Source organism: Serratia sp. X10 (genome assembly GCF_017811775.1).
GTDB classification, from domain to species: Bacteria; Pseudomonadota; Gammaproteobacteria; order Enterobacterales; family Enterobacteriaceae; genus Serratia; species Serratia ureilytica.
This window is the reverse complement of record NZ_JAEIOH010000003.1, coordinates 17941-42117: the sequence shown is the minus strand read 5'-3', so window position 1 is coordinate 42117 and position 24177 is coordinate 17941. Positions and strand designations below refer to the sequence as shown.

21 protein-coding genes, 1 pseudogene and 1 other annotated feature are annotated in these 24177 nt (G+C 52.0%); of the genes and pseudogenes, 12 read left to right on the top strand and 10 right to left on the bottom strand.

Annotation, left to right across the window (positions count from 1 at the left end):
• Window positions 1–30: 30 nt before the first annotated feature.
• From galE to gndA, 11 genes and pseudogenes are all read left to right on the top strand, one after another.
• Window positions 31–1005, top strand: a pseudogene (gene galE, locus J9788_RS10530) (UDP-glucose 4-epimerase GalE).
• 1229 nt (window positions 1006–2234) lie between these two features.
• Window positions 2235–2777, top strand: a complete 543-nt coding sequence (gene rfbC / locus J9788_RS10525) for a dTDP-4-dehydrorhamnose 3,5-epimerase (RefSeq protein WP_182264831.1) — start codon at window positions 2235–2237, stop codon at window positions 2775–2777.
• 64 nt (window positions 2778–2841) lie between these two features.
• Window positions 2842–3726, top strand: coding sequence for a dTDP-4-dehydrorhamnose reductase (rfbD, locus tag J9788_RS10520; protein ID WP_182264830.1), 885 nt, complete (start codon window positions 2842–2844; stop codon window positions 3724–3726).
• Between the two features lie 54 nt (window positions 3727–3780).
• Window positions 3781–4602, top strand: a complete 822-nt coding sequence (locus J9788_RS10515; protein WP_182264829.1) for an ABC transporter permease — start codon at window positions 3781–3783, stop codon at window positions 4600–4602.
• A complete protein-coding gene (locus J9788_RS10510) occupies window positions 4592–5947 on the top strand; it encodes an ABC transporter ATP-binding protein (protein WP_182264828.1) in 1356 nt (451 codons plus the stop codon). The genes J9788_RS10515 and J9788_RS10510 overlap by 11 nt, the downstream gene beginning before the upstream one ends.
• 2 nt (window positions 5948–5949) lie before the next feature.
• The gene (locus J9788_RS10505; protein ID WP_182264827.1) at window positions 5950–7851 is read left to right on the top strand and encodes a bifunctional 2-polyprenyl-6-hydroxyphenol methylase/3-demethylubiquinol 3-O-methyltransferase UbiG; all 1902 of its coding nucleotides are present in this window, start codon (window positions 5950–5952) and stop codon (window positions 7849–7851) included.
• Between the two features lies 1 nt (window position 7852).
• Complete coding sequence (locus tag J9788_RS10500) at window positions 7853–9484, top strand: glycosyltransferase (protein ID WP_182264826.1); 1632 nt, start codon at window positions 7853–7855, stop codon at window positions 9482–9484.
• Window positions 9485–9491: 7 nt separating this feature from the next.
• Window positions 9492–10748, top strand: coding sequence for a glycosyltransferase (locus tag J9788_RS10495; RefSeq protein WP_182264825.1), 1257 nt, complete (start codon window positions 9492–9494; stop codon window positions 10746–10748).
• Between the two features lie 284 nt (window positions 10749–11032).
• Window positions 11033–11842 (top strand): glycosyltransferase family 2 protein, encoded by an 810-nt coding sequence (locus tag J9788_RS10490; RefSeq protein WP_182264824.1) that lies wholly within the window; start codon window positions 11033–11035, stop codon window positions 11840–11842.
• Window positions 11843–11964: 122 nt separating this feature from the next.
• Window positions 11965–13080, top strand: coding sequence for an acyltransferase (locus J9788_RS10485; protein ID WP_182264823.1), 1116 nt, complete (start codon window positions 11965–11967; stop codon window positions 13078–13080).
• Window positions 13081–13267: 187 nt separating this feature from the next.
• Window positions 13268–14674: an NADP-dependent phosphogluconate dehydrogenase gene (gndA, locus tag J9788_RS10480; protein ID WP_004938815.1), complete on the top strand. Its 1407-nt coding sequence runs from the start codon at window positions 13268–13270 to the stop codon at window positions 14672–14674.
• 74 nt (window positions 14675–14748) lie between these two features.
• On the opposite strand, the gene hisIE is transcribed toward gndA, so the two are convergent.
• The 9 genes from hisIE to hisL form a co-directional block, all read right to left on the bottom strand.
• The gene (hisIE, locus tag J9788_RS10475) at window positions 14749–15369 is read right to left on the bottom strand and encodes a bifunctional phosphoribosyl-AMP cyclohydrolase/phosphoribosyl-ATP diphosphatase HisIE (protein ID WP_182264822.1); all 621 of its coding nucleotides are present in this window, start codon (window positions 15367–15369) and stop codon (window positions 14749–14751) included.
• Window positions 15363–16139, bottom strand: coding sequence for an imidazole glycerol phosphate synthase subunit HisF (gene hisF / locus J9788_RS10470; protein ID WP_046897027.1), 777 nt, complete (start codon window positions 16137–16139; stop codon window positions 15363–15365). The genes hisIE and hisF overlap by 7 nt, the downstream gene beginning before the upstream one ends.
• Complete coding sequence (gene hisA, locus J9788_RS10465) at window positions 16121–16858, bottom strand: 1-(5-phosphoribosyl)-5-[(5-phosphoribosylamino)methylideneamino]imidazole-4-carboxamide isomerase (protein ID WP_033650627.1); 738 nt, start codon at window positions 16856–16858, stop codon at window positions 16121–16123. Before hisA ends, hisF begins: the two co-directional genes overlap by 19 nt.
• Before the next feature lie 5 nt (window positions 16859–16863).
• On the bottom strand, window positions 16864–17454 hold the full coding sequence (gene hisH, locus J9788_RS10460) for an imidazole glycerol phosphate synthase subunit HisH (protein WP_021504315.1): 591 nt from the start codon (window positions 17452–17454) through the stop codon (window positions 16864–16866).
• Window positions 17454–18521, bottom strand: coding sequence for a bifunctional histidinol-phosphatase/imidazoleglycerol-phosphate dehydratase HisB (hisB, locus tag J9788_RS10455; protein ID WP_015377254.1), 1068 nt, complete (start codon window positions 18519–18521; stop codon window positions 17454–17456). The genes hisH and hisB overlap by 1 nt, the downstream gene beginning before the upstream one ends.
• The gene (hisC, locus tag J9788_RS10450; RefSeq protein WP_182264821.1) at window positions 18518–19606 is read right to left on the bottom strand and encodes a histidinol-phosphate transaminase; all 1089 of its coding nucleotides are present in this window, start codon (window positions 19604–19606) and stop codon (window positions 18518–18520) included. The genes hisB and hisC overlap by 4 nt, the downstream gene beginning before the upstream one ends.
• Window positions 19603–20910, bottom strand: a complete 1308-nt coding sequence (hisD, locus tag J9788_RS10445) for a histidinol dehydrogenase (RefSeq protein WP_182264820.1) — start codon at window positions 20908–20910, stop codon at window positions 19603–19605. The genes hisC and hisD overlap by 4 nt, the downstream gene beginning before the upstream one ends.
• A 4-nt stretch (window positions 20911–20914) precedes the next feature.
• Window positions 20915–21814 (bottom strand): ATP phosphoribosyltransferase, encoded by a 900-nt coding sequence (hisG, locus tag J9788_RS10440; protein WP_015377256.1) that lies wholly within the window; start codon window positions 21812–21814, stop codon window positions 20915–20917.
• 71 nt (window positions 21815–21885) lie between these two features.
• Window positions 21886–22012 (bottom strand) — a sequence feature (His leader region).
• The gene (gene hisL / locus J9788_RS10435; protein ID WP_100396937.1) at window positions 21988–22035 is read right to left on the bottom strand and encodes a his operon leader peptide; all 48 of its coding nucleotides are present in this window, start codon (window positions 22033–22035) and stop codon (window positions 21988–21990) included. (Overlaps the previous feature by 25 nt.)
• Window positions 22036–22264: 229 nt before the next feature.
• Between hisL and J9788_RS10430 the strand changes: the two genes are divergently transcribed.
• The gene (locus J9788_RS10430) at window positions 22265–23089 is read left to right on the top strand and encodes an SDR family oxidoreductase (protein WP_033642487.1); all 825 of its coding nucleotides are present in this window, start codon (window positions 22265–22267) and stop codon (window positions 23087–23089) included.
• Between the two features lie 6 nt (window positions 23090–23095).
• Here J9788_RS10430 and J9788_RS10425 read toward each other — a convergent pair whose 3' ends face one another.
• Window positions 23096–24010 (bottom strand): LysR family transcriptional regulator, encoded by a 915-nt coding sequence (locus J9788_RS10425; RefSeq protein WP_046897029.1) that lies wholly within the window; start codon window positions 24008–24010, stop codon window positions 23096–23098.
• Window positions 24011–24177: the final 167 nt, after the last annotated feature.

The following is a 24177-nucleotide window of genomic DNA, read 5'->3' as shown; positions in this document are numbered from 1 at the left end:
CGGAACTGGCATACATAGTAGAGAGAAAGTATGACAAATTTAGTCACCGGTGGTGCCAGCTACATTGGTCCTCACACCGTTTTATATCTGCTGGAACGTAGCGAAGACGTGGTGGTGTTGGACAAGCTATCGAACTCATCTACGGAGTCTTTGTACCGCGTGGAGAACCTGGCGGGAAAGGCCGCGCTGTTCTATCAGGAAGACGTGCAGGATGCCGAATGCTTGCGTCGCATTTTTGGCGCACATGAGATCACTGCTGTCATCCACTTCGCTGGTCTTAAAGCCGTCGGGGAGTCGACGCGCAAACCACTGGAGTAATGCCAGCGGCACGTTGGTACTGTTGGATGCTATGCGTCAGGTCGGCGTACATGATTTCATTTTCTAATTCTCAGCTACCGTATATGGGGGCCAATTCGCCGGTGCCCTATGTTGAGACTACACCGTACGGCGGGACAACCAGCCCTTATGGCACATCCAAGTTGATGGTGGAACTGATAATGCAGGATTTTGCCAAAGCAGAACCGTAATTCTCGATCATTGCTTTGCGTTACTTCAATCCGGTAGGGGCTCACGAATCCGGCCTGATTGGCAAAGATCCTAATGGTATTCCCAATAATTTGTTGCCGTACATCTCGCAGGTGGTGAACGGCAAACTGGAAAAAACTGGGCATTTTCGGTGGGGATTATCCGACTAAAGATGGGACGGGAGAGCGTGATTACATCCATGTAATGAATCTGGCTGAAGGTCATCTGAAGGCAATGGATCATCTGCCGAAGCTCAATGGATTTAAGGCCCATAACTTGGGAGTTGGCATAGGGCACTCAGTGTTAGTAATGGTTCATGCATTTGAGAAAGCATCAGGCGTAACGATTCCCTATCAAATCTTGCCGCACCGTGACGGTGATCTACCCGCGTTCTGGGCGGATGCAGAGCTGGCTTATCGAGAGCTGGGATGGAAAGTGACCCGGGGTCTCGATGAGATGATGCGCGATACATGGAACTAGCAAAGTAAAAATCCGCCTGGATATCGTTAATCTTTACTGAGATATCTTGATAGCGACAAATAGTTATGGGGGGGTAATTAGGGGCGGGACGAGAAGCAATGAGGGCATAAAGGTTCTTTGGCCTTCATGTCAAATTTGGCCTAACCTAAATATGCCCTCATGTTAAGGTGGGGCACTAAAATTGGGTTTCTCTCTATATAACCAGCAAGTTATAAAATGATGCTGACGTTCTTTTTTAAGCCAATTTCTATTTACTTTTTATTCCCATGGGCTCTTTGCTTTATGAGCCTAACTTTAGGCTCGGGCATTCGGTAGGTTGATTATGCAACCCGACGCGGGAGTGAATGACTACTGGATAACCCGCTGTTATCTAAAAAGACACCCTGGGTAAGTTTTACAGAGCGATAAAATAAGCGATATCAGAACGCCGGGCAGATCAGCGGCTTGCCGTCCGGTTCGAATAAGATGAAACGTTGGCAGCCACTAAGTTTTAGGGCGTGAGTGTCGGGGCTTGTGAAGTAAAGATATAAGTGAGATGCCACAGTGATGTCCGATGCGTTGAGCAAAGACCGTTGTCATGCTCGACGACCCCCCTGTTGGCATACCTGGTTAACCCATTCAGTATTTCTGCAAGATGTAAGCCACTTTCTGAGTTCGACGTGCTGAAACGTTCACAGGATTTCCAACGGTCGAACAATCAGCAAGTTACTAGATTATATGAATATTTATTAAACAATCACTTTAAGGTAATGGCGAGAGGGCAGATAATCCGAGGGTCTTTTCGGATAGATGGTGATATCATATGGGCCGAGTTTTTTTGCAGAATGTGCTTTGGTTGTCGCGCTTTATGTCGGGTCAAAAAGTGTGGTTTAGCATCTGTTAAGCTAGCCTTGTTTAAGCTGCAAAGATAAATCGCGAGACGGTACGGTCAGCTATTGGTTGCTGTAAGCCAAGGGCGGTAGCATGTCATAATGAAAGTGGTCTTTATAACTATTTGATATTATTTGATATTTATCCCCTTCATCAATGGGGTTTGTGACCCTTTCAGGGCTCTAACAAGCAGTCCGCTGTCTCTGCCGGCGGCATACGCGTTGTCAACGTTTTACAGGTTTAGCATCGCAATAACCTGATCGACAAGCAGGGCACTGCGGCGGTCCATTCAAGTTGTGGTTAATATTAAGATATTTTAATGATAGATTTATGTCTAGTGAGCTATTGGATTAGTAAAAATGAATGTTATTTCGAGTAAAATTGCAGGTGTCAAAACAATCCTCCCAAAAGTATTCGGCGATGCACGGGGATTCTTTTTAGAAACATTCGAGAAAAAACGTTACCAAGAGATGCTCGATATTGACCTGGATTTTGTTCAGGATAATCATTCACGCTCTTCGAAAGGGGTGTTACGAGGCTTACATTTCCAGACGCGGAACCCGCAGGGAAAACTGGTCCGTGTCGTGCGCGGCGAGGTTTTTGACGTCGCTGTAGACATTCGTCCCGACTCGCCGACATTTGGTCAGTGGGAAGGTGTCATCCTGTCTGAAGAAAACAAAACTCAGTTTTGGGTGCCGCCTGGCTTGGCGCACGGTTTTGTCGTTCTGTCAGATATCGCCGATTTTGAATACAAATGTACGGACTATTACGATCCTTCTTCAGAAGGTTGTCTGCTTTGGAATGATCCGACCGTGGGTATCGAATGGCCGATTGAGGCGCCCCTGCTGTCAGATAAAGATAAAGTGGGAAAATTCCTAATGGATCTTCAGCAGAGCAAATAATACTTTATTGCGTCGTGATTCGCGGCAATATCAATGTCACAATGGGCAAATTTATCAGGTCATAATGATGAAAATTTTGATAGTGGGTAGTGCGGGGCAGGTGGGTAAAGAACTGGTTCTGCGAGCGCCAAAAACGTGGGAGGTTTTAGCACTTGATCGCCAATCGCTTGACATCACTTGCATGGAGCAGGTAGAAAAAGTCGTTAATTCATTTTCCCCCCACGTGATTATCAATGCCGCTGCCTATACTGCCGTTGATCGTGCAGAGATGGATAGCGATCAGGCCTACATGATAAATCGTGACGGTGTTGCGAATCTGGCCCGTGCTTCTCAGGCATGTAATTCAAAGTTGTTACATATATCAACGGATTACGTTTTCCAGGGGGAGCAGCAAGCTGCCTATTGCGAACGGGATGAAACGGGGCCTACAGGTGTTTATGGTGCCAGTAAGCTTGCCGGCGAAATCGCGGCCGCAGCGGCCTGCCCGCAACATATCATTTTGCGAACTGCCTGGGTATTTGGTACACATGGTGGCAATTTTGTGAAGACGATGATTCGTCTTGCACAGGATAGAACGGAACTCAACGTTGTTGGCGATCAATTTGGTGGGCCAACCTATGCGGGCGATATTGCGGAAGCTTTATTGCTCATCGCCGGGAAAGTTTGCGATAAAAGCTTCGCTGATTGGGGGGTTTATCACTTTACTGGAACCCCTTATATCAATTGGGCGGGATTTGCTGACCAAATCATGCAACGGGCGCATGCGCGCGGCATCACTCCTCATCTGACAAAAATCAACCCGATCCCAAGCAGTGATTACCCAACACCTGCCAAAAGGCCAGCCAACTCCATGCTCAACTGCGAAAAAATTCACGAAGTCTTTGGCATTGCACCAAGCGATTGGCAGGCAGCATTAAATGACATAGTCAGTTATGCCACGAAGGGATGAGATAGTGCCTGAGTTGCGAAGCGTTACAGATAGAAAAATTAAATAGGTTTTTTGATGCAAAATTCGTTTAGCTCATCACCGCGGGAGATTGCAGCGACTTTCTTCCGGCACCATAAACTAATTTTTAACTTGACGAAACGAGAAGTTACTGGGCGCTACAAGGGGTCTCTGTTTGGCATCTTATGGTCTTTTTTCAACCCTATCTTCATGCTCGTCGTCTATACATTCGTTTTTAGCTTTATATTTAATGCACGCTGGAGTGTAGAAAGCACATCAAAAGCTGAGTTTGCGTTAGTTTTGTTCGCTGGACTTATTGTGTTTAACTTTTTCAGTGAATGTGCGATTAAAGCACCTGGAACAATATTATCTAATGTCAACTATGTTAAGAAGGTAATATTTCCGCTAGAGATATTACCGATCGTCAATGCAACCTCCGCATTATTTCATGCTTGCATCAGCATTATCGTATGGCTAATTTTTTATCTTATAGAGGTTGGTTTACCACACGCCACGGTATTGTTATTCCCAATATTTATTCTCCCCTTATTCATTTTTGTGCTCGGTGTCGGTTGGTTACTGTCTGCATTAGGTGTTTTTTTGCGGGATGTTGGGCAAATGATCTCTATTTTCGTGACTGCTTTGATGTTTTTATCTCCTATATTCTATCCAATAACAGCAATCCCAGAGAAATATAGACCGCTCTTGAATATTAACCCGCTAGCCCCAGCGATTTCTCAGTTTAGAGAAATTTTTTATTGGGGCACAGTTCCTTCATTGAGCGTGTACGTTGGCTATCTTGTTGGTTGTGCAGTATTCGCATGGTTTGGGTTCGTTGTTTTCCAAAAAACAAGAAAGGGATTTGCTGATGTCCTCTGATAACGTTGCCATAAGCATTCAGGACATAAAAAAATGTTTTTATGTCTACAATAACCCACATGACAGACTGAAACAGTTCATTTTGCCAAGAATAAATCATATGTTCGGGCGTGAACAGAATAGCTACTACAAAGAATTTTGGGCATTGAAAGGTGTCACCTTTGAGGTTAACAAAGGGGAAACCGTTGGTTTGATTGGTAAAAATGGCAGCGGGAAGTCGACATTACTACAAATCATTTGCGGTACCTTGACGCCGACTAGCGGTGCAATAAGTACGAAAGGGCGTATTGCCGCTCTATTGGAACTCGGCTCAGGCTTTAACCCGGAGTTTACCGGGCTAGAGAATATTTTTCTCAATGCGGCGATCTTGGGCCTTAGCAAAGAAGAAACCGAGCGTAAGTTAGATGCAATCGCTGCCTTTGCGGATATCGGTGAGTTTATCCATCAGCCGGTAAAAACCTATTCCAGCGGAATGATAGTGCGATTGGCCTTCGCTGTTCAGGCTCAGGTGGATCCAGATATCTTGATTGTCGATGAGGCATTGGCTGTGGGGGATGCCAAGTTTCAGGCAAAATGTTTTGATCGTCTACGCCAGTTGAAAGATAACGGAACCAGCATTCTTTTGGTGACGCATTCTGGTGAACAAATCGTCACTCACTGCGATCGCGCTGTGTTATTGAACTCCGGTGAAAAACTGTATCAGGGAACGCCGAAGATTGCAGTCAATAAATACATGGATATTCTTTTTGGCAAGAGTCAGCCAAATGCTCAGAGTGGAGTAATAACTTCCTCAGCTGGAAGCTCGGTTGAAACTCACACGGTTACGAGTGAAACGCTTAATTTAGAATGCGACAAGTTCAGCGATAAAAGCAATTATAATAAGAATGAGTATCGTTGGGGAGACGGCGCAGCGACTTGGCTTGATTACCAGGTTTGTGTTGGAGAACGATTGAATCCAACGACAATTTACTCCGCTGAAAAAGTAAAGATTAGATGCTCGATGCGTTTTGAACGGGATGTTCATAATCCCATTATTGGTTTTGCCATTAAGACGAAAGAAGGTCAAACTGTTTATAATACTAACTCCCATCTTTTGAATAATGAGAACACCTTAAAACATGGGGCCGCGGGGAGCTCTTCCGTCGTTGAATTCGAATTTTCAAATAAGTTAGGTGCAGGGGATTATTTCATTTCTCTCGGCATTGCTTCAATGATGAGTAACGAGGTCATTCCGCATGATCGAAGATATGATGTCATTCACTTTTTGGTGCCCACCGTTGATTCTTTTTCGGGTATCGCAGATTTAGAGTTGAATTTTGACATTAACCCACCTTCCGGTAGATAACTATGCTTTTAGATAAAAATATTTATGCTTTTCGTGAAAACACGGGCATTTGGGCAAAGCCAGATTATGCGGGTATCCCCTATAGTGATGGGGATACGCAGGAAAATTTATTATTGAGCATTATTCAAAATACTCAAGATCGAAGTGTATCTTCCGCTGAGCTCAAAGCTCAATGCACAGATTGGGTAACGACCTATCATTTTTCTAGCCTGCGCTCAAATTTGTTACGGCCGCTAAAATCCATCCTGCAGCCTGGTACTAAGATTTTGGAAGTCGGTGCAGGGTGCGGAGCCATTACGCGATTTTTAGGCGAAATGGGATGTGAGGTTGTCGCATTAGAGGGAAGCTTGCGACGCGCCACGATCGCCAGAACCAGGACTGCAGGCCTGGACAATGTTACCGTAGTCAGCGAAAGATTTGATGATTTCGAGAGTAATGTGCTCTTTGATGTGATCACTTTGATTGGCGTGCTCGAGTATTCTAACCTATTCAGTCAAGGTGAAGACAGTGCAGTGAGCATGCTTGAAAAAATTAAAAAGCGCCTTAAACCAGGCGGGAAGTTGATCATTGCGATTGAGAACCAGCTTGGCTTGAAATATTTCTCCGGCGCGCGAGAAGATCACCTGGGCCAGGCGATGTATGGTATTGAAGGGCGCTATACGAAAGAACAGGCAGAAACTTTCGGGCATCACATCCTGAAGCAGAAGCTCGTAAGCGTTGGTTTACAGACGATTGAAACGTTGCTGCCGTTCCCTGATTATAAACTGCCCGTTTCCGTTGTGACGTCTAACGGTGCCAGTGATCCCAATTTCGATGCTTCCGTTTTTGCTGCGCAATCTGTACGTGCTGATATGCAATTGCCGGAGCAATTAAACTTCGTTCTCGAGTTGGCTTGGCCAATTGTTTTTAAAAACAATTTAGCTTGCGAACTCAGCAACTCTTTCTTGCTGGTGGCAAGTGATGAGCCGAGTGAGCTTATTGATAAGGACTTGCTTGCTATTCATTATGGCAGCGAGCGCTATTCGCCGTTTTATAAAGAAACAGTATTCAGCAAAGATGAGAATGAGGAAATTAAGGTTAAACGCCATTTGCTGAGCCCTGGGGTGGCGATTGAAAATGATTTTGTTGATTTTAAATTAGATGGGTTTGAAAAATATATTAAAGGCGTTCCTCTGCCCATAGAGTTTATCAAGATTGTGACGACGCCTGGCTGGGATATTGAGCAAGTTGCCGGCTATTTCCGCTATTATATCGAATGTCTGGAAGTGTGTTTAAAAGGCGAAGGAATACATTTTGAAGAGTTTAGCCAGCACACTGTTCTACCGTCGACTTATTTGGATGCGATTCCTTCAAATATATTGATAGATGCCGAGAGGCAGCCACGCTACTTTGAACGAGAGTGGTTGGCGAAAAAAGGGATTACGCTGGGTAATCTGACATTCAGAGCGGCGTTATCGTTGCTTGGGAAAATATCCACTTTCGCACCGCCGGCGAATGGGCGTTCATTAACTCGTGGAGAGTTTATTAAGCAACTCTTCGAGGCTTTATCATTCTCTGCAGATAGTTCACTCTTTGATGAATATCTGGTTCTTGAATCAGAGTTGCAGGTTTTCTCATCGGGTTCGGATAAACATAAGCTTGATACCTGGTACCCTGAGCATGTGTTGCCTGGCTTACATGCATTGGATGAAGCCGAAAGTCAGGAAGCTGAGCGCGTTGAAACCGAATCTGTATTGGAAGAACAGCGCCGAGCCTACGGCGACTTGTTGAAATCCAAAGATTATGCCGAGAAATTGGCATTTGAGCGTATGGACGAGATAGAAACGTTAAAACTAGAATTAAATAATATTAAGTCTGGCATCTTTTGGCGGATCTCAAGACTATTCAGAGGCAAAAGGAATTGATATGAGCAGTGAGACGCTTCATTGGTCAATTGACTCGATGGTCAAAAGAGGGACAACGGTATTCAGCTATGGCTGGATATTTAGCAAAACCAAGAGTATTAAGCAGCTCGCATTACTCCAGATTGATGAAAGTGGTATTTTATCTAGCATTAACATTGACTATGGGAAAAGCCGAGAGGATGTAGGTTCCTATTTTTCTGAATTCGAGCAAGCGGCTCATTCGGGGTATATTGTTTATGGCTCATTCAGTGCATCCGTGGCACAGCATCGCTTAAAACTGCTTTGCACCTACGAGGACGGTACTACGGATAGCATTGATGTGCCAGAAAGCCATTATATCCACGCCGGCAATGACAATAACGAAGCGGCTATAAATAAAAAAATTGTTTTAAAGCAAATGTTTGTGCTCGTCAAACGTGCTTTGATGTTGCTTAAAGGTGGGAATGTTTCGCTACTTTATAATAAAATAAAGCGATATAAGCGCCATGAACCCACTACAGGATTAAATGTCGCGAGCGATATTTCTAAAATTTTAAATCCGAAAGAACGAGAGAAAGTTATCTTTTTCCTGGATCATGATCTGGGCGGGGGCGCTAATCATTATAGAAACAGGCTGATACAAGATAAGATCGGAGATGGATTCTCTGCATTGGTTCTTGCATTCAATATAAGAACGCTGTCTTATAAATTGATTGTCAAAAGTGAGCGCGCCGAGGGGCATTATAAAATTCCGGATGAAGGGTTTGTTTTTGAACTTTTGAATTATGTGAAAATTCAGGAGATCGTCTATAATACCGGGGTTTCATTTGTAAACCCTGAAACCATCCCGAGTTTTTTGCTCGATCTGAAGCTTAAAACCAATGCTACACTGACGACATTGGCTCACGATCTTTTCCCTATTTGTCCTTCGCATTTTCTGATCGATGACAAAGGAAAGTATTGTGATATTCCTGCTCCTCAAGTTTGCCGTTCATGCTTAAAAAACAACACATACGGATTTACAACATTATTTGAGTCCGGTGATATTAATGAGTGGCGCGATCAGTGGGGCGGATTGATTATCGCTTCAGATAAATTTATTACTTTTTCTCAAAATACGTTGGATATTTATCGGCGTGTTTACCATCAAATACAACCAGATAAAACGGTGGTCGCTCCACACGTTGTGAGCTATATGCCTAGAAAGGCTGAAGTTCAGCAAAAAGAGAGATTACGCATTGGTGTCGTAGGCCAAATTGGCTATCACAAAGGGGCTGAGTTTGTTAAAGAGTTGGCCCTCGAAATCAAAAAAACGGATTGCCCGGTGGATATTGTCATAATCGGCGCTATTGAAGCCTCGTGTCCATCAGATATCGTCACTCAGACAGGTCCTTATAAGCAGAGTGAGCTGCCAGATTTGCTCGAAGATAAAGGGGTGAATGTTATTTTATTCCCTTCGATCTGGCCTGAGACGTTTTCCTACGTTGTACAAGAAATGGTTGAGCTTGGTTATCCCGTCGCTTGTTTTAATCTGGGAGCGCCTGCTGAACGACTTAAGAATTATCCAAACGGTTTGATTTTGTCCTCAATGTCTGCTGGCAACGTCTTGCAAGAGTTGATAAAATTCCACCGAAAAATTTATACAATCCAATGAGGCAGGTATGTCTGAGATTCATGTTTTTACTAGCGCAGCGTTTAACTATATTCCGAAAGTGAGAATGCTGTTTCAGTCTATTCGTAAATATCACCCTGAATGGACAATTCACCTCGCCTTAGCCGATGAGAAACGGCCTGAAATTGATCTTAGCAATGAACCGTTTGACGAAGTCGTCTCAGTTTCTGAATTAGACATCCCGGATTGGAAAGGTTGGGCGTACTGCCACACCATCGTGGAATTGGCGACGGCGATTAAACCTTTTATGCTGGCACGGTTGCTGCAACTGCCAGGCTGTAAAAAGGTTATCTATCTTGATCCCGATACGGTGGTCTTTTCTCGCCTCGATGACATTCTGGAGGCATTGGACTCTGCGAATGTCGTGCTGACACCGCACCAGACAAAACCTGAAACGTCTCTATCCGCCGTGATGGATAACGAGATCTGCAGTCTGAAGCATGGCGTGTATAATTTGGGTTTCTGCGCGGTAGCGGCAACCGATGTCGGCCTCTCTTTTGCAAAATGGTGGGGAGAGCGCATTTATCATTTCTGCCGTGCAGATATTCCAAACGGCCTGTTCACCGACCAACGTTGGATCGATCTGGTTCCTGCCTTCTTCAACGACGTGGCGATCATGCGTTCCAGCCGCCACAACGTGGCTACCTGGAATTTAACAACCCGCAATTTTACCGTTGACGAGAAAGGAAATTACTTTGTTGATGGTGAACCGTTAGGCTTCTACCACTTCACAGGCTTCGACAGCGGCGCTCATCGAATCATGGCTTCTAAAAATGCCGGGGATAATTCTGATGTGCACAAACTGATTGATTGGTATGACGATCAGACGAAGAATCTTGCGCAGGATCCTTTAGCCAAAGTGGTGTGGGCTTACGGCCTGCATTCTGATGGCTCTGCCATTTCAAAGGCGCAACGCCTGGTTTACCGTGAGCGTATTGATTTGCAAAAAGCTTTCCCTACGCCGTTTGATGCGAATACCTATAACCAGTGGTGGCTGCAGCAAGGTCCAAAAGAATACCCTGAGTTATTCGATAATAGCAGTAAAGATGACGCATTGCGTCAGTTCAGTACGGTGCTCACCCCTGGATTCCGCGGTGGCAATGCTGAGTTTGATAAAGATCGTTTTGTTGGCATTATTAAGCGTTCGCTTTCCAATCCCCGCACTGGCGTCACAATGGGCAAGAAAGGTTGGGAAGTATTAAAGAATGAAGGCATCAAAGGTATTAAGCGTCGCTTTCTGAACTAAATTCGTCCTGTTTCTCGCTGTAAGCCCTGTACATAGTTATGTGCGGGGCTTTTTAACGTAGTTCATATCTAAAATTATCGTTGAGGTTTTAGATATGAACTTTTTAGCACGTAGGTTAGCGGTGAACGATGAAAATAATATTTTCAATGTTTAGCCTGGTGTTGAAGCGTACTGCTTTATGATGGAAAATTTGTTGGCAGATTCAACTGTGACATGGATTCATCTTAAAACTCTTCAGGAAGTTTATGTTTCCCCTGACTGTACTTTAAACCTTGGTATGTTAAGTGAAAATAATAGCATCTCTTGTATTGTACCGACATGAATATCAATCTGTTCAGAAGACATTGGCTTCTCTTCTTGCAGAGGAAAGTATTTCTAAACTGGTCATTGTTGATAATGGCAGTTATTGCGATTGGCTTCTAAATTTAAATGAGTCAAAGCTCGAGATTATTCGAACGAAAGATAATGCGGGGTTTGGTGCTGGCCATAATGCTGTTTTTGAAAGGTTTAAAAATCTTGCTGATTATTTTTTAATTTGCAATCCAGATATTGCCTTTGAGAAGGGGGAGGTAGATAAGCTCTACCGATTCAGTCAATTGGAAGCGTTGGGGTTGGCTATCCCTAAAATCGTTTATCCAGATGGACGGTTACAGCATGGTTGTAAATTGTTACCCTCGCCTTATCAACTTTTTGCTCGTCGATTTGTTTCTCGTTTCTCGCGATCTTTGAATCAGCGGTATGAATTGCATTGTGCAGACTACACTAAGTCTTTCTTTGCGCCGTCTCTTTCCGGTTGTTTTATGTTAGTGAGTAATCAGGCTATTCAGGATGTTGGGTATTTTGATACTCGCTTCTTTTTGTATCTCGAAGATGTCGATCTTTCTCGTAGAATTTGCTTGAAACATAAGACACGTTATTTCCCTGAATCCCTGGTGGTTCATGAGTCTCAGCGTCGTTCTTATCAAGACAAGCGTTTTCTTGTATACCATATAGTTTCAGCAATAAAATATTTTAATAAATGGGGATGGTTTTTCGACCCGGATAAAGAATTCCTTAACCAGAGTTGCCTGAGCCAATTGCCAAAACAAAAATAGCTTAATAATCAGGGAATGGGAATAAAATAAGTCAAAATTTAACCATGACTTTCCAAGATCAAGTCGTTAACGATTTTTGAGCTTGTATTTAAATGAATTGTCTTATTAAGGACAAGATAGCGATGCAACCAATACAGCAAAAAGAAAGAACTCAGAGCGTGAAGTATCACTTTGATTCAATTGATATCCTTAGAGGCTTTGCCGCGATATCTGTCGTTGTTTACCATGTCATAGAGCATTTTAACTGGAGCTCTTTCCCTACCAATTGGCCGTGGCTGTGGTTCCGCTTTGGTTGGATGGGGGTCGATATGTTTTTCGTTATTTCCGGTTTTGTTATTGCTATGTCAGCCTTCAATCAACTGGATAGAAGTGGAAAAGATAAATTTTTTGTCCCTTTTATGAAGCGTCGTCTCAATAGAATTGTACCGCTTCATTATTTGACGTTGGCTGTTTTTGTCATTTTTGTTTCTCCCTATCTTCTCTTTAATCATTTTTCAATAAACCTGGTCTCTCATTTACTATTTATACATAACCTTAGTTATGATTTGCACGGCGCGATTAATGGAAGTAACTGGTCGCTTGGTGTAGAGATGCAATTTTATATACTTATTGCACTCACCGCACATTGGCTAAAACATGTTAAATGGTGGGTGCTGCTACTCTGCTCGTTGGGCATTTCCTATGCCTGGCGCTTGGCTGCAGTGTATCTCGTCGATTTACAACAACCACTTGGCGTTTTCAAATTATTTGTCAGCGCCACTCAGCTTCCGGGCATGTTAGATGAGTTCGCCGTGGGGATTTTACTTGCCCGTTTGCTCACTTCTGAACTTGGTCAGAAGCTGGTTTCCAACAGAAAATATTCTACAATTTCCTTAATGATTTTGGCCGTTGCACTTACCACAGGCGTAATGTGTATATACCTGAAGTATTCATCTTTCTGGAATTATCCTGCGATGGTTATCTTCTTCCGGACCCTGCTGGCGGCGGCATTTGGCATGATCGTGTTGACCCTCTGTTCGCTTAAAATTACACCATTCCTGAAAAGAGTATTGTATCCACTTTACTATTGCGGAACGATTTCTTATGGCATCTATCTATGGCATTTACCGATCTTGCTTTCTATCAAGAAATTAGATTGGTTAACTCATGGTCAATCACTCGCACTGGTATTGGCGCTAACGTTGGTAATGGCATCATTATCGTGGCACTTCTTTGAAAAACATTTTATCAAGAAGTAACTTTTTCCGTCATTCCCTCTTTTTCATTGGCGATAGCGCATATAACCATCTTACGAGAAGACAATTATGTGACCTATCGCACCAATCACTACCCACCCGGCTCAATCCTGAGTTAACATGTGTGCCACATCACAAAACCTGCTGGCCGACGTTGCCGGCAGGGTCATCCTCAGACAGGAGTTCCTAAATGTCCAAGCAACAAATCGGCGTTGTCGGCATGGCGGTAATGGGCCGCAACCTCGCGCTGAACATCGAGAGCCGTGGTTACACCGTTTCCATTTTCAACCGTTCTGGCGACAAGACTGACGAAGTGATCGCTGAGAACCCGGGCAAAAACCTGGCGCCGTATTACACCGTTGAAGAGTTTGTTGAATCGCTGGAAAAACCGCGCCGCATCCTGCTGATGGTGAAAGCGGGCGAAGCGACGGATAAAACCATTGCCTCGCTGACTCCGCACCTGGACAAGGGCGATATCCTGATCGATGGCGGCAACACCTACTATCAGGACACCATCCGTCGTAACCGCGAACTGTCCGACCAGGGCTTCAATTTCATCGGCACCGGCGTTTCCGGCGGTGAAGAGGGGGCGCTGAAAGGGCCTTCCATCATGCCTGGCGGCCAGAAAGAAGCGTACGAGCTGGTGGCGCCAATCCTGGAGAAAATCGCGGCGGTCGCGGAAGGCGAGCCTTGCGTGACTTATATCGGTGCTGACGGTGCCGGCCACTATGTGAAGATGGTGCACAACGGCATCGAATACGGCGACATGCAGCTGATTGCCGAGGCCTATTCTCTGCTGAAGCAGGCGCTGAACCTGAGCAACGAACAGCTGGCCGAAACCTTCGCCGAGTGGAACAAGGGTGAGCTGAACAGCTATCTGATCGATATCACCAAAGACATCTTCACCAAGAAAGACGAAGAGGGTAAATACCTGGTCGATGTGATCCTTGACGAAGCTGCTAACAAAGGCACCGGCAAGTGGACCAGTCAGAGCTCGCTGGATCTGGGCGAACCGCTGTCGCTGATCACCGAATCGGTGTTCGCGCGCTACCTGTCCTCGTTGAAAGATCAGCGCGTTGCTGCCTCTAAAGTGCTGACCGGCCCGAAAGTGGCGCCGTTCACCGGCGACAAGGCCGAGTTCATCGAGAAAGTGCGTCGCGCGCTGTATCTGGGCAAGATCGTGTCCTACGCGCAGGGCTTCTCTCAGCTGAAAGCCGCGTCTAAAGAAAACAACTGGGATCTGCACTACGGCGAAATCGCCAAGATCTTCCGCGCCGGCTGCATCATTCGCGCCCAGTTCCTGCAGAAGATCACCGACGCCTATGCGGCGGACGCCGATATCGCCAACCTGCTGCTGGCGCCATACTTCAAGCAAATCGCCGACGAGTACCAGCAGGCGCTGCGTGACGTGGTGGCCTACGCCGTACAGAACGGTATCCCTACGCCGACCTTCTCCGCTGCGATCGCCTACTACGACAGCTACCGTTCCGCAGTGCTGCCGGCGAACCTGATCCAGGCGCAGCGCGACTACTTCGGTGCGCACACCTACAAACGCATCGACAAGGAAGGCGTGTTCCATACCGAATGGATGGAATAAGCCCGCTCGTTGAGCGATAAAAAAAGCCGCCGAGGTTAACGCCCGGCGGCTTTTTTATTGCGCGTGGTTTAACGTCACGCTTTTTTCTGATGCCGCTCGCGCAGCCGGCCGATCACCGCGCTCAGATCCAAATCCTGGTCCTGCAACAGCACCAGCAGGTGATAGATCAGATCCGAGGCCTCGTTGGTCAGCTCTTCGCGATCGTTGACCGTGGCGGCCAGCGCGGTTTCCACGCCTTCTTCCCCGACCTTCTGCGCGATGCGTTTGGTGCCGCTGGCGTACAGGCTGGCGGTGTATGAGCTGTCCGGGCTGGCGTGCTTGCGCTCCGCCAACAGCTGTTCCAGCTGATAGAGGAACGTCCAGTCGCTGGCGGCCGGATGGAAGCAGCTGCTGTTGCCCAGGTGGCAGGTCGGGCCGATCGGGTTGGCCAATACCAGCAGCGTGTCGTTATCGCAGTCCGGCGTGATGCTGACCACCTTGAGAAAGTGGCCGGAACTTTCGCCTTTGGTCCACAGGCGCTGCTTGGTGCGCGAAAAGAAGGTGACATTGCCGCTCTGCTCGGTGGTCGCCAGCGCTTCCAGCGTCATGTAACCCAGCATCAGCACTTCGCCGGAAACGGCGTGTTGCACGATGGCCGGCATCAGGCCGTCGGTTTTCTCCCAGTCCAGCTGGTTTCTCTGTTGTTCTGTCAGCACACGCGAATCTCCACGCCTTGTTCGACCAGGAACCTTTTCAGTTCGCCGATATTGATGATTTGTTTGTGGAACACCGATGCCGCCAGGGCGCCGTCGACGTCCGCATCGCGGAACGCTTCCAGGAAGTGCTCCATGGTGCCCGCGCCGCCGGAGGCGATCAGCGGCACTTTGCAGACCTCGCGCACCCGGCGTAGCTGCTGCAGATCGTAACCGTTGCGCACGCCGTCCTGGTTCATCATGTTCAGCACGATCTCACCGGCGCCGCGGCGCTGCACTTCCTGCACCCAGTCGAGGGTTTCCCACTGGGTGACGCGGGTGCGGCTCTCGTCGCCGGTATATTGATTGACGTGATACTTGCCGGTTTCACTGTCGAACCAGGTATCAATGCCCACCACGATGCACTGCACGCCAAAGCGATCCGCCAGGCGGCTAATCAGCTCGGGATCGGCCAGCGCCGGTGAGTTGATGGAGATTTTGTCGGCGCCGAAAGACAGGATCTGGCTGGCGTCCTCGGCGCTTTTAATGCCGCCGGCGACGCAGAACGGAATATCAATCACCTCCGCCACGCGCGACACCCAGCTTTTGTCCACTACCCGGCCGTCGCTTGAGGCGGTGATATCGTAAAACACCAGCTCGTCCGCACCTTCTTGCGCATAGCGCTGCGCCAGCGGCACGATGTCGCCGATGATTTCGTGGTTGCGGAACTGCACGCCTTTCACCACTTGCCCGTCTTTAACATCCAGACACGGGATTATCCGTTTTGCCAGCATGCAATCGCCTCCTCAACGCTAAATTTACCTTCCAGCAGGGCGCGCCCGACGATCACGCCGGCAACGCCGCTGCCGCGCAGCTGGGCGATGTCGTCCAGATTGCCGATGCCGCCTGAGGCCTGGAAGGCCACTTGCGGATAGCGGCGGCTGATCTCCTGATACAGCGCCACGTTGGAACCGGCCAGCGTGCCGTCGCGCGAAATGTCGGTGCACAGCACGTGCTTCAGCCCGTAGGGCAGGAACTGCTCTACCACCTGTTCAAGCGTGGCGTCGGAGTCTTCCTGCCAGCCGCTGATGGCCACGCGCTTCACGCCCTGCGCGTCGATGCGCACATCCAACGCCAGCACCAGCGCGTCGGCGCCATAGCGTTCGAACCAGCTTTGCACCAACTGCGGCTGTTTCACCGCGGTGGAGCCGATCACTACGCGCGTGGCGCCGGCCTCCAGCAGGGCGCTGACGTCTTGTTCGTTGCGGATGCCGCCGCCGACCTGCACCGGTACGTTAACTCCCGCCAACAGCTTGCGCAGCAGCGGGATCTGGCGCGCGGCCGGATCCTTGGCGCCGGTCAGGTCGACCAGGTGCAGCACCTGGGCGCCCTGTTGTTGATAGTCCTGCAGGCGCAGCAGCGGATCGTTGCCGTAGTCGCGCTGTTGGCCGTAATCGCCCTGATGCAAACGCACCACGTTGCCGTCGATCAAATCCAAAGCCGGAATAATCATGCTGCCTACATCTCCAGAAAGTTTTTCAACAGTTGCGCGCCGGCCGCTCCAGATCGTTCTGGATGAAACTGCACGCCGAAGAAGTTGTCTTTTTGCACGGCGGCGGTGAAGGGCTCGCCGTAATTCGCCTGAGCGATGGTGCTGGGGCATATCGGCATCGCATAGCTGTGAACGAAATAGAAGTAGGCGCCGTCATCGATGCCGCGGAACAGATGGTGGCCCGCCTGCGCGGATACCTGGTTCCAACCCATATGCGGCAGCGGCAGGCCGAAGTCGGTCATCTGCTTGACCGGCGTATCGATGAGGCCGAGCGTCGTTATGCCGCCGTTCTCTTCGCTGCTGGCCGCCAGCAGCTGCATGCCGAGGCAGATGCCCAGCACCGGCTGAGTGCAGGCCCTGATCAGTTCGATCAGATCGCGTTCGCGCAGCTGATCCATCGCCGCCTGCGCGGTGCCGACGCCCGGCAGGAACAGCTTGTCGGCGCGCAGCACGATCTCCGGATCGCGGCTCACTTCCGGCTGATAGCCCAGGCGCCGCACCGCATAGGTGACGGAGGCCAGGTTGGCGCAGCCGGTATCCAAAATCACCACGTTCATCACAGCACTCCTTTCGAGCTCGGCAGGGTATTGCCCTCGACGCGGATCGCCTGGCGCAGCGTGCGGCCAAACACTTTGAACAGGCTTTCGACCCGGTGGTGGTCGTTTTTGCCTTTGGTCTTCAGGTGCAGCGTGCAACCCATGGTGTAGGAGAGCGAGCGGAAGAAGTGCTCGACCATTTCAGTGCTGAGATCGCCGACGCGCTGATAGTTGAACTCGGCCTTATACTCCAGGTGCGGGCGGCCGGAGATATCCAGCGCGCAGCGCGCCAGACACTCGTCCATCGGCAGCACGAAGCCGAAGCGGGCAATGCCGCGCTTGTCGCCCAGCGCCTTGTTCAACGCTTCGCCCAGCGCCAGGCCGGTGTCCTCTACGGTGTGGTGATCGTCGATATACAGGTCGCCTTTGACGTCGATCTCCATGCGGAAGCCGCCGTGGGTGGCGATCTGATCCAGCATGTGGTCGAAGAAGCCGACGCCGGTTTTGATTTTGCTGCCGCCTTCGCGATCCAGCCAGACGTTGACATCGATCTGCGTCTCTTTGGTCACGCGGTTAACCCGCGCATGACGGTCGCGCAGGGTCAGCTGGCGCACGATCTCTTTCCAGCCCAGCACGCCGCGTTGGTAGCGCAGCCCCTGAATGCCCATGTTTTCCGCCAGCTGCACGTCGGTCGGCCGATCGCCGATCACGTAGCTGTGGGCGGTATCGAGCACGCCGGGTTCGAGGTAACCCTTCACCAGCGCGGTCTTCGGCTTGCGGCAGTCGCAGTTGTCCGCCGGCAGGTGCGGGCAGATCAACACATCGGCGAACTGAATGCCCTGCGAGCTGAGGATCTGCATCATCAGGTTGTGCGGCGGATCGAAGGTTTCCTGCGGGAAACTGGCGGTGCCGAGCCCATCCTGATTGGTGATCATCACCAGCTGATATCCCGCCTGTTGCAGCGCCAGCAGGGAAGGGATCACGTCCGGCTCGAGCGCCAGCTTGTCCAGGCGATCGACCTGGAAATCTTCCGGTGGCTCGGCGATCAGCGTGCCGTCACGATCGATAAAGAGGATTTTTTGGCTCACATTGGCTCCTGGCGAGTCTGGTTGGCGCCGGGCAGGTCGGACAAGGCGTCCACCACGCGTTGACATTCGTCGCGGGTGCCTATGGTGATGCGCAGGCAGCCGGACAACCCGGGCTGTTTGTTTTGGTCTCGTAAGATAATGCCCTGATCCCACAAGCTTTTAAACACATTACTTGAGGCGGTGAAGCGGGCCAGCAGGTAATTGCTGTCGCTGGCGAAAACCTGCTCGACGCAGGCGCATTTTTCCAGCTGTTGCTGCAGCCAGCTGCGGGTGGCTGCGATGTCGGTGACGCGCTGGCGCATGGTGCGAATACCTTCTTCGCTCAGCGCCTGCGCGGCGATATCCGCCACCGGCGTCGAGAGCGGGTAAGGCGCGATCACCTTCAGCAGCAGGGCAATCAGATCTTCATTGGCGAGCGTAAAGCCGCAGCGCAGGCCGGCCAGCGCAAAGGCCTTCGACAGCGTGCGCAGGATAGCCAGGTGCGGATAGTCGCTCAGCCACCCGGCCACCGAGGCCTGCGGGCAAAACTCGATATAGGCTTCGTCCACCGCGACGATCGCTTTGCCTTTGGCCATCTCCAGCAGGCTGCGCAGAGAGTCCGGGTCAATCAGGTTACCGGTCGGGTTGTTCGGGCTGCAGACGTAGATCAGTTTCACGTTGTCCAGGCTGTCCGCGATGGCCGGCAGATCCAGCTGCCAGTCCTCTTTGGCGGCTACGGTGCGGCGCTCCACGCCAAAGGTTTCGGCGCTGACGGCGTACATGCCGTAGGTCGGCGGGCAGAACAGAATGGCGTCTTTGCCCGGCTCGCAGAAGGCGCGGATCAGCAGCTCGATGCCTTCATCAGCGCCGCGGCTGACCAGCACCTGCTCTTTCTTCACCCCGGCATAGGCGGCGTAGCGTTCGATCACCTGCGCCGGCTGGCACTCCGGATAGCGGTTGAAGGTTTGCGCGGTCAACTGGAATTCCGGGGCGATCGGGTATTCGTTGGCGTTCAGCCACACGTCGCCCTTGCCGCCGAGGCGGCGCGCCGATTGATAAGGGGTCAGCTCGCGAACGTTGGCGCGCGCCAGTTTTTCGATGCTCATGCTTGCTCCTTCAGGGCGGCGACGCGCAGGGTCACGGCGTTCTTGTGGGCGATCAGCTGCTCGGCGGCAGCCAGCGTCTCGATGGTGGCGGCCAGGTTGCTAAAGCCCTGCGGCGTCAGCTCCTGCACCGTCATGCGTTTTTGGAAATCGGCCAGCCCAAGGCTTGAGCAGGTGGCGGTGTAGCCGTAGGTCGGCAGCACGTGGTTGGTGCCGGAGGCGTAATCGCCGGCGGACTCCGGCGACCAGTCGCCGAGGAACACCGAACCGGCGCTGGTGATGCCGTCCACCAGATCGCGCGCATTGCGGGTCTGAATGATCAGGTGCTCCGGGCCGTAACGGTTGCTGATGGCCACGCACTCCGGCAGATCGCGCGCCACGATCAGGCGGCTGCTCGCCAGCGCCTGGCGGGCGGTCTCGGCGCGCGGCAGCTCGGCCAGCTGGCTTTCCACCGCGTCGGCCACCGCCTGCGCCATCGCCGCGTCCGGCGTCAGCAGGATCACCTGCGAATCCGGGCCGTGCTCGGCCTGCGACAGCAGATCGGAAGCGACAAACGCCGGGGTGGCGCCGGCGTCGGCGATCACCAGCACTTCCGAAGGACCGGCCGGCATGTCGATGGCCGCGCCGTCAAGGCGCTGGCTGACCTGCCGCTTGGCTTCGGTCACGAAGGCGTTGCCCGGCCCGAAGATCTTCGCCACGCGCGGCACGCTTTCGGTGCCGAACGCCAGGGCGGCGATCGCTTGCGCGCCCCCGACCTGAAACACTTCCTGCACGCCGCACAGCTGCGCCGCATACAGGATCTCATCGGCGATCGGCGGCGGCGAGCACAGCACTACCCGGCGGCAGCCGGCGATGCGTGCCGGCGTCGCCAGCATCAGCACGGTGGAGAACAGCGGCGCCGATCCGCCGGGAATATACAGGCCCACCGAGTCGATTGGGCGGGTCACCTGCTGGCAGCGCACGCCCGGTTGCGTTTCGACGTCCACCGGCGGCAGTCGCTGCGCGTTGTGGAAGGTTTCCACGTTGGCGACGGCCACCGCCATCGCCTGTTTGATGTCGTCGCCCAACCGCGCGGCGGCGGCGGCGATCTGCTCGGCGCTAACGCGCAGCGCCGAGACTGCCGCCTTGTCGAAACGGGCGCTGTAGTCGCGCAACGCCCGATCGCCGTTGGCCTTCACGTTGTCGAGGATCTCGTTCACCGTGCGGGTGATGCTGTCGGAAGCGGCGATCGCCGGACGCATCAGCAGCTCGGCCTGGCGTTCGGCGCTGCACGTCGCCCAATCGATCGGCGTGTTGAAGGTCGACATGGCGTTACTCCATCATCTTTTCAATCGGCAGCACCAGAATCGAGCTGGCGCCGAGCGCTTTCAGTTTTTCCATGGTTTCCCAGAACAGGGTTTCGCTGCTGACCATGTGCATCGCCACGCGGTTCTGCGCGCCGGCCAGCGGCAGAATGGTCGGGCGTTCGGCGCCCGGCAGCAGCGCGACGATCTCGTCCAGCTTCTCGCTCGGCGCGTGCAGCATGATGTATTTGGATTCGCGCGCCTGGATCACGCCCTGAATGCGGGTCATCAGGCGGTCAATCAGCTGCTGTTTGGCTTCCGGCATTTCGCCGTCGCGCTGGATCAGGCAAGCTTTGGAGCGGTAGATCACCTCCACTTCGCGCAGGCCGTTGGCCTCCAGCGTGGCGCCGGTAGAGACCAGATCGCAGATGGCGTCGGCCAGGCCGGCGCGCGGCGCCACTTCCACCGAGCCGTTCAGCAGGCAAGATTTGAAGCGCACGCCCTGTTTGTCGAGGTATTGCTTCAGCAGGTGCGGGTAAGAGGTGGCGATGCGGGCGTCCTGCAGGCTTTGCGGGCCGGCGTATTCGGCGTCGAGCGGGGTGGCCAGCGACAGGCGGCAGCCGCCGAAATCGAGGCGGCGCAGGGTGAAGTAGCGCGGGTCCTCACCCTGGGCGCGGCGGCTGAGCAGCTCTTCTTCCAGCACGTTCTCGCCGATGATGCCGAGATCGACCACGCCGTCCATTACCAGACCCGGAATGTCGTCGTCGCGCACGCGCAGGATATCGATCGGCATGTTTTCGGCGAAGGCGATCAGACGCTGCTGCTGCAGGTTAATCTTGATGCCGCAGCGCGCCAGCAGTTCCTGGGATTCATCGCTCAGGCGGCCCGACTTCTGCATTGCGATCCGTAAACGTGTCTTGTCCAGCATGGTAACCTCTGTTTAATCTGTAATTTTATGAATTTATTGTAAAAACTATTCTTTTCTGTCTGTCCGGAGCCAAAAAAAAACCCTCGGAAGAAATCTTCCGAGGGCTCTCTCTTGCGTTCTGCGCGCCACTGGAAGATTAACAAACCGTCTTCCAGCACTCATCGCCTGAAAGACTAGTCAGGGTGATGGTGATGATGGTGGTTGAACTGAACGCGTGTCATGGTGTTTTCTCTCAGCAAAAGTCGGTAAAAAACCGTATGCCATTTAAGCTAAACTATCCGCTGTCCGCCGCGCAACTCTTTTTTATCGTCATAAATTTAATTTATTGAAACAGGTTGAGTTATTAGTCACACACGGCTTTACCTAACCTTAAGCCGGTCAGATTGTATCGCCGCGCGCAGTGGCGTAGCCTTAAGGGCAGGGCGCTGCGATCTTCAGGAGAGGAAGAGGATGAAAAAGGTAGCCATTATTGGTCTGGGTTGGTTGGGCATGCCGCTGGCGTTGTCGCTGATGGGCCGCGGGTACGACGTGGTCGGCAGCAAAACCACGCCGGACGGCGTCGAGGCCGCGCGGATGAGCGGCATCGAATGTTATCAGTTGGAGCTGACGCCGGAATTGATCTGCGATCCGGACGATCTGGCGTCGCTGCTGCGCGTGGATGCGCTGGTGGTCACTCTGCCCGCGCGCCGCACCGTCGAAGGCAGCGAGAACTATTTCAATGCGGTGCGCATGCTGGTGGACAGCGCAATGGCTTTCGGCGTGCCGCGGGTGATCTTCACCAGTTCCACCTCGGTGTATGGCGAAACCGCCGGCACGCTGCGTGAAGAGTCGCCGCTGCGGCCGGTCTCGCCGTCCGGCCGGGTATTGGCCGAGCTGGAGCGCTGGCTGCACGAGCTGCCGAATACCTCGGTGGACATTCTGCGCCTGGCGGGGCTGGTGGGCGCCGATCGTCACCCCGGCCGCTTCCTGGCGGGAAAACTCGACGTGAAGGGGGGCTCGCAGGGGGTGAATCTGGTGCATCAGGACGACGTCATCGCCGCCATCCAACTGCTGCTCAAGCTGCCGAAGGGCGGCCACGTGTACAACCTGTGCGCACCGCGTCATCCGGCCAAGCGCGATTTCTATCCGGCCCTGGCCGAGCAGCTGCACCTGGAGCCGCCGCAGTTTGCCGACGAAGCGGAACAGGATGAGCGGCTGGTGGACGGCAACCGCATCTGCAACGAGCTGGGTTTTGAATACCAGTATCCCGATCCGGCGCGCATGCCGGTCAGTTAACGTCCGTCAGGCCCCGCGCATGCGGGGCTTTTTTCCGCCGGCGCGCGCCAAATCTTCCAGCAGCGCGTTCAACGCCTCGTCGGGCTCTACGGGGCGGCTGACCAGGCTGAGCGTGGCGCGGTAAGAGAGCGCTGCGCCGCCCAACTGCCGCAGCCGCCCTTGCTCCACCCAGCGCGCCGCGTAGTGGGTGGGCAGATAACCGAGACAGGTGCCGCTCAGCACCAGATGGGCGACGCTCTCCATGTGGTGAGCCACCGCCGCCAGATGGGGCGGGGCGATCGGGCACAGCTGCTGCGCGAGCAGGTAGCCGCGCTTGACCCAGCGCGCGTTTTCAATCTGCTCGCGCTCGGGTTCTTCCACCGCGAACAGCGGGTGATCCTCACTGCAATAGATCGCCTGCGTCTCCTCCAGCCACGGTTGATAACGCAACGCCTCCAACTGCTGGCCAAAGTAGCCGATGCCCAGATCGAGCTGCCGGTGCAGCAGCCCTTGTTCAATCTCGTTCGGTGAACAGATGCGGCACTGCAACTGCACGTCCTGGTGGCGCCGCTGAAAGTGCTTGATGGCCTGACTGAACGGGTTGCCCGGCAGTGAAACCAGGTTATCCACCAGACCGATTTGCAGATCGCCGGTCAGCAGGCCGTTCAGCGACTGGCTGACCCGGGTGAAGTCGCGGGCGGCGTTGAACAACGAGCGGCAGGCGATCAGCATGCGTTCCCCCTTGGGCGTCAGCCGGAAGCCGGAGCGGCCGCGCTGGCACAGGCGAAAACCCAGCCGTGTTTCCAGCGAGGCCAGATGGGTGCTGATGGTGGATTGGTTCATCAGCAGCGTTTCCTGTGCGGCGCTGACGCCCTGGGCTTCCGCCACCGCGACGAACACCCGCAACAGCTTCAGATCGATATCGCTTAGGTTAGTGAGCATCGCCCCCTCCGCAGAACGTCGGCCGCTTAACCCATTTTTAACATCGAAGAAATAGGCGCGGCGCTGAAGATATGGCCTTTCTTATGGCATGAGATTGAAATAAAAATCAACGCTTCAATGGGTTAGTTACATCGTGTTTTTCGATGTTTACATGCAAAAGCGGGAAT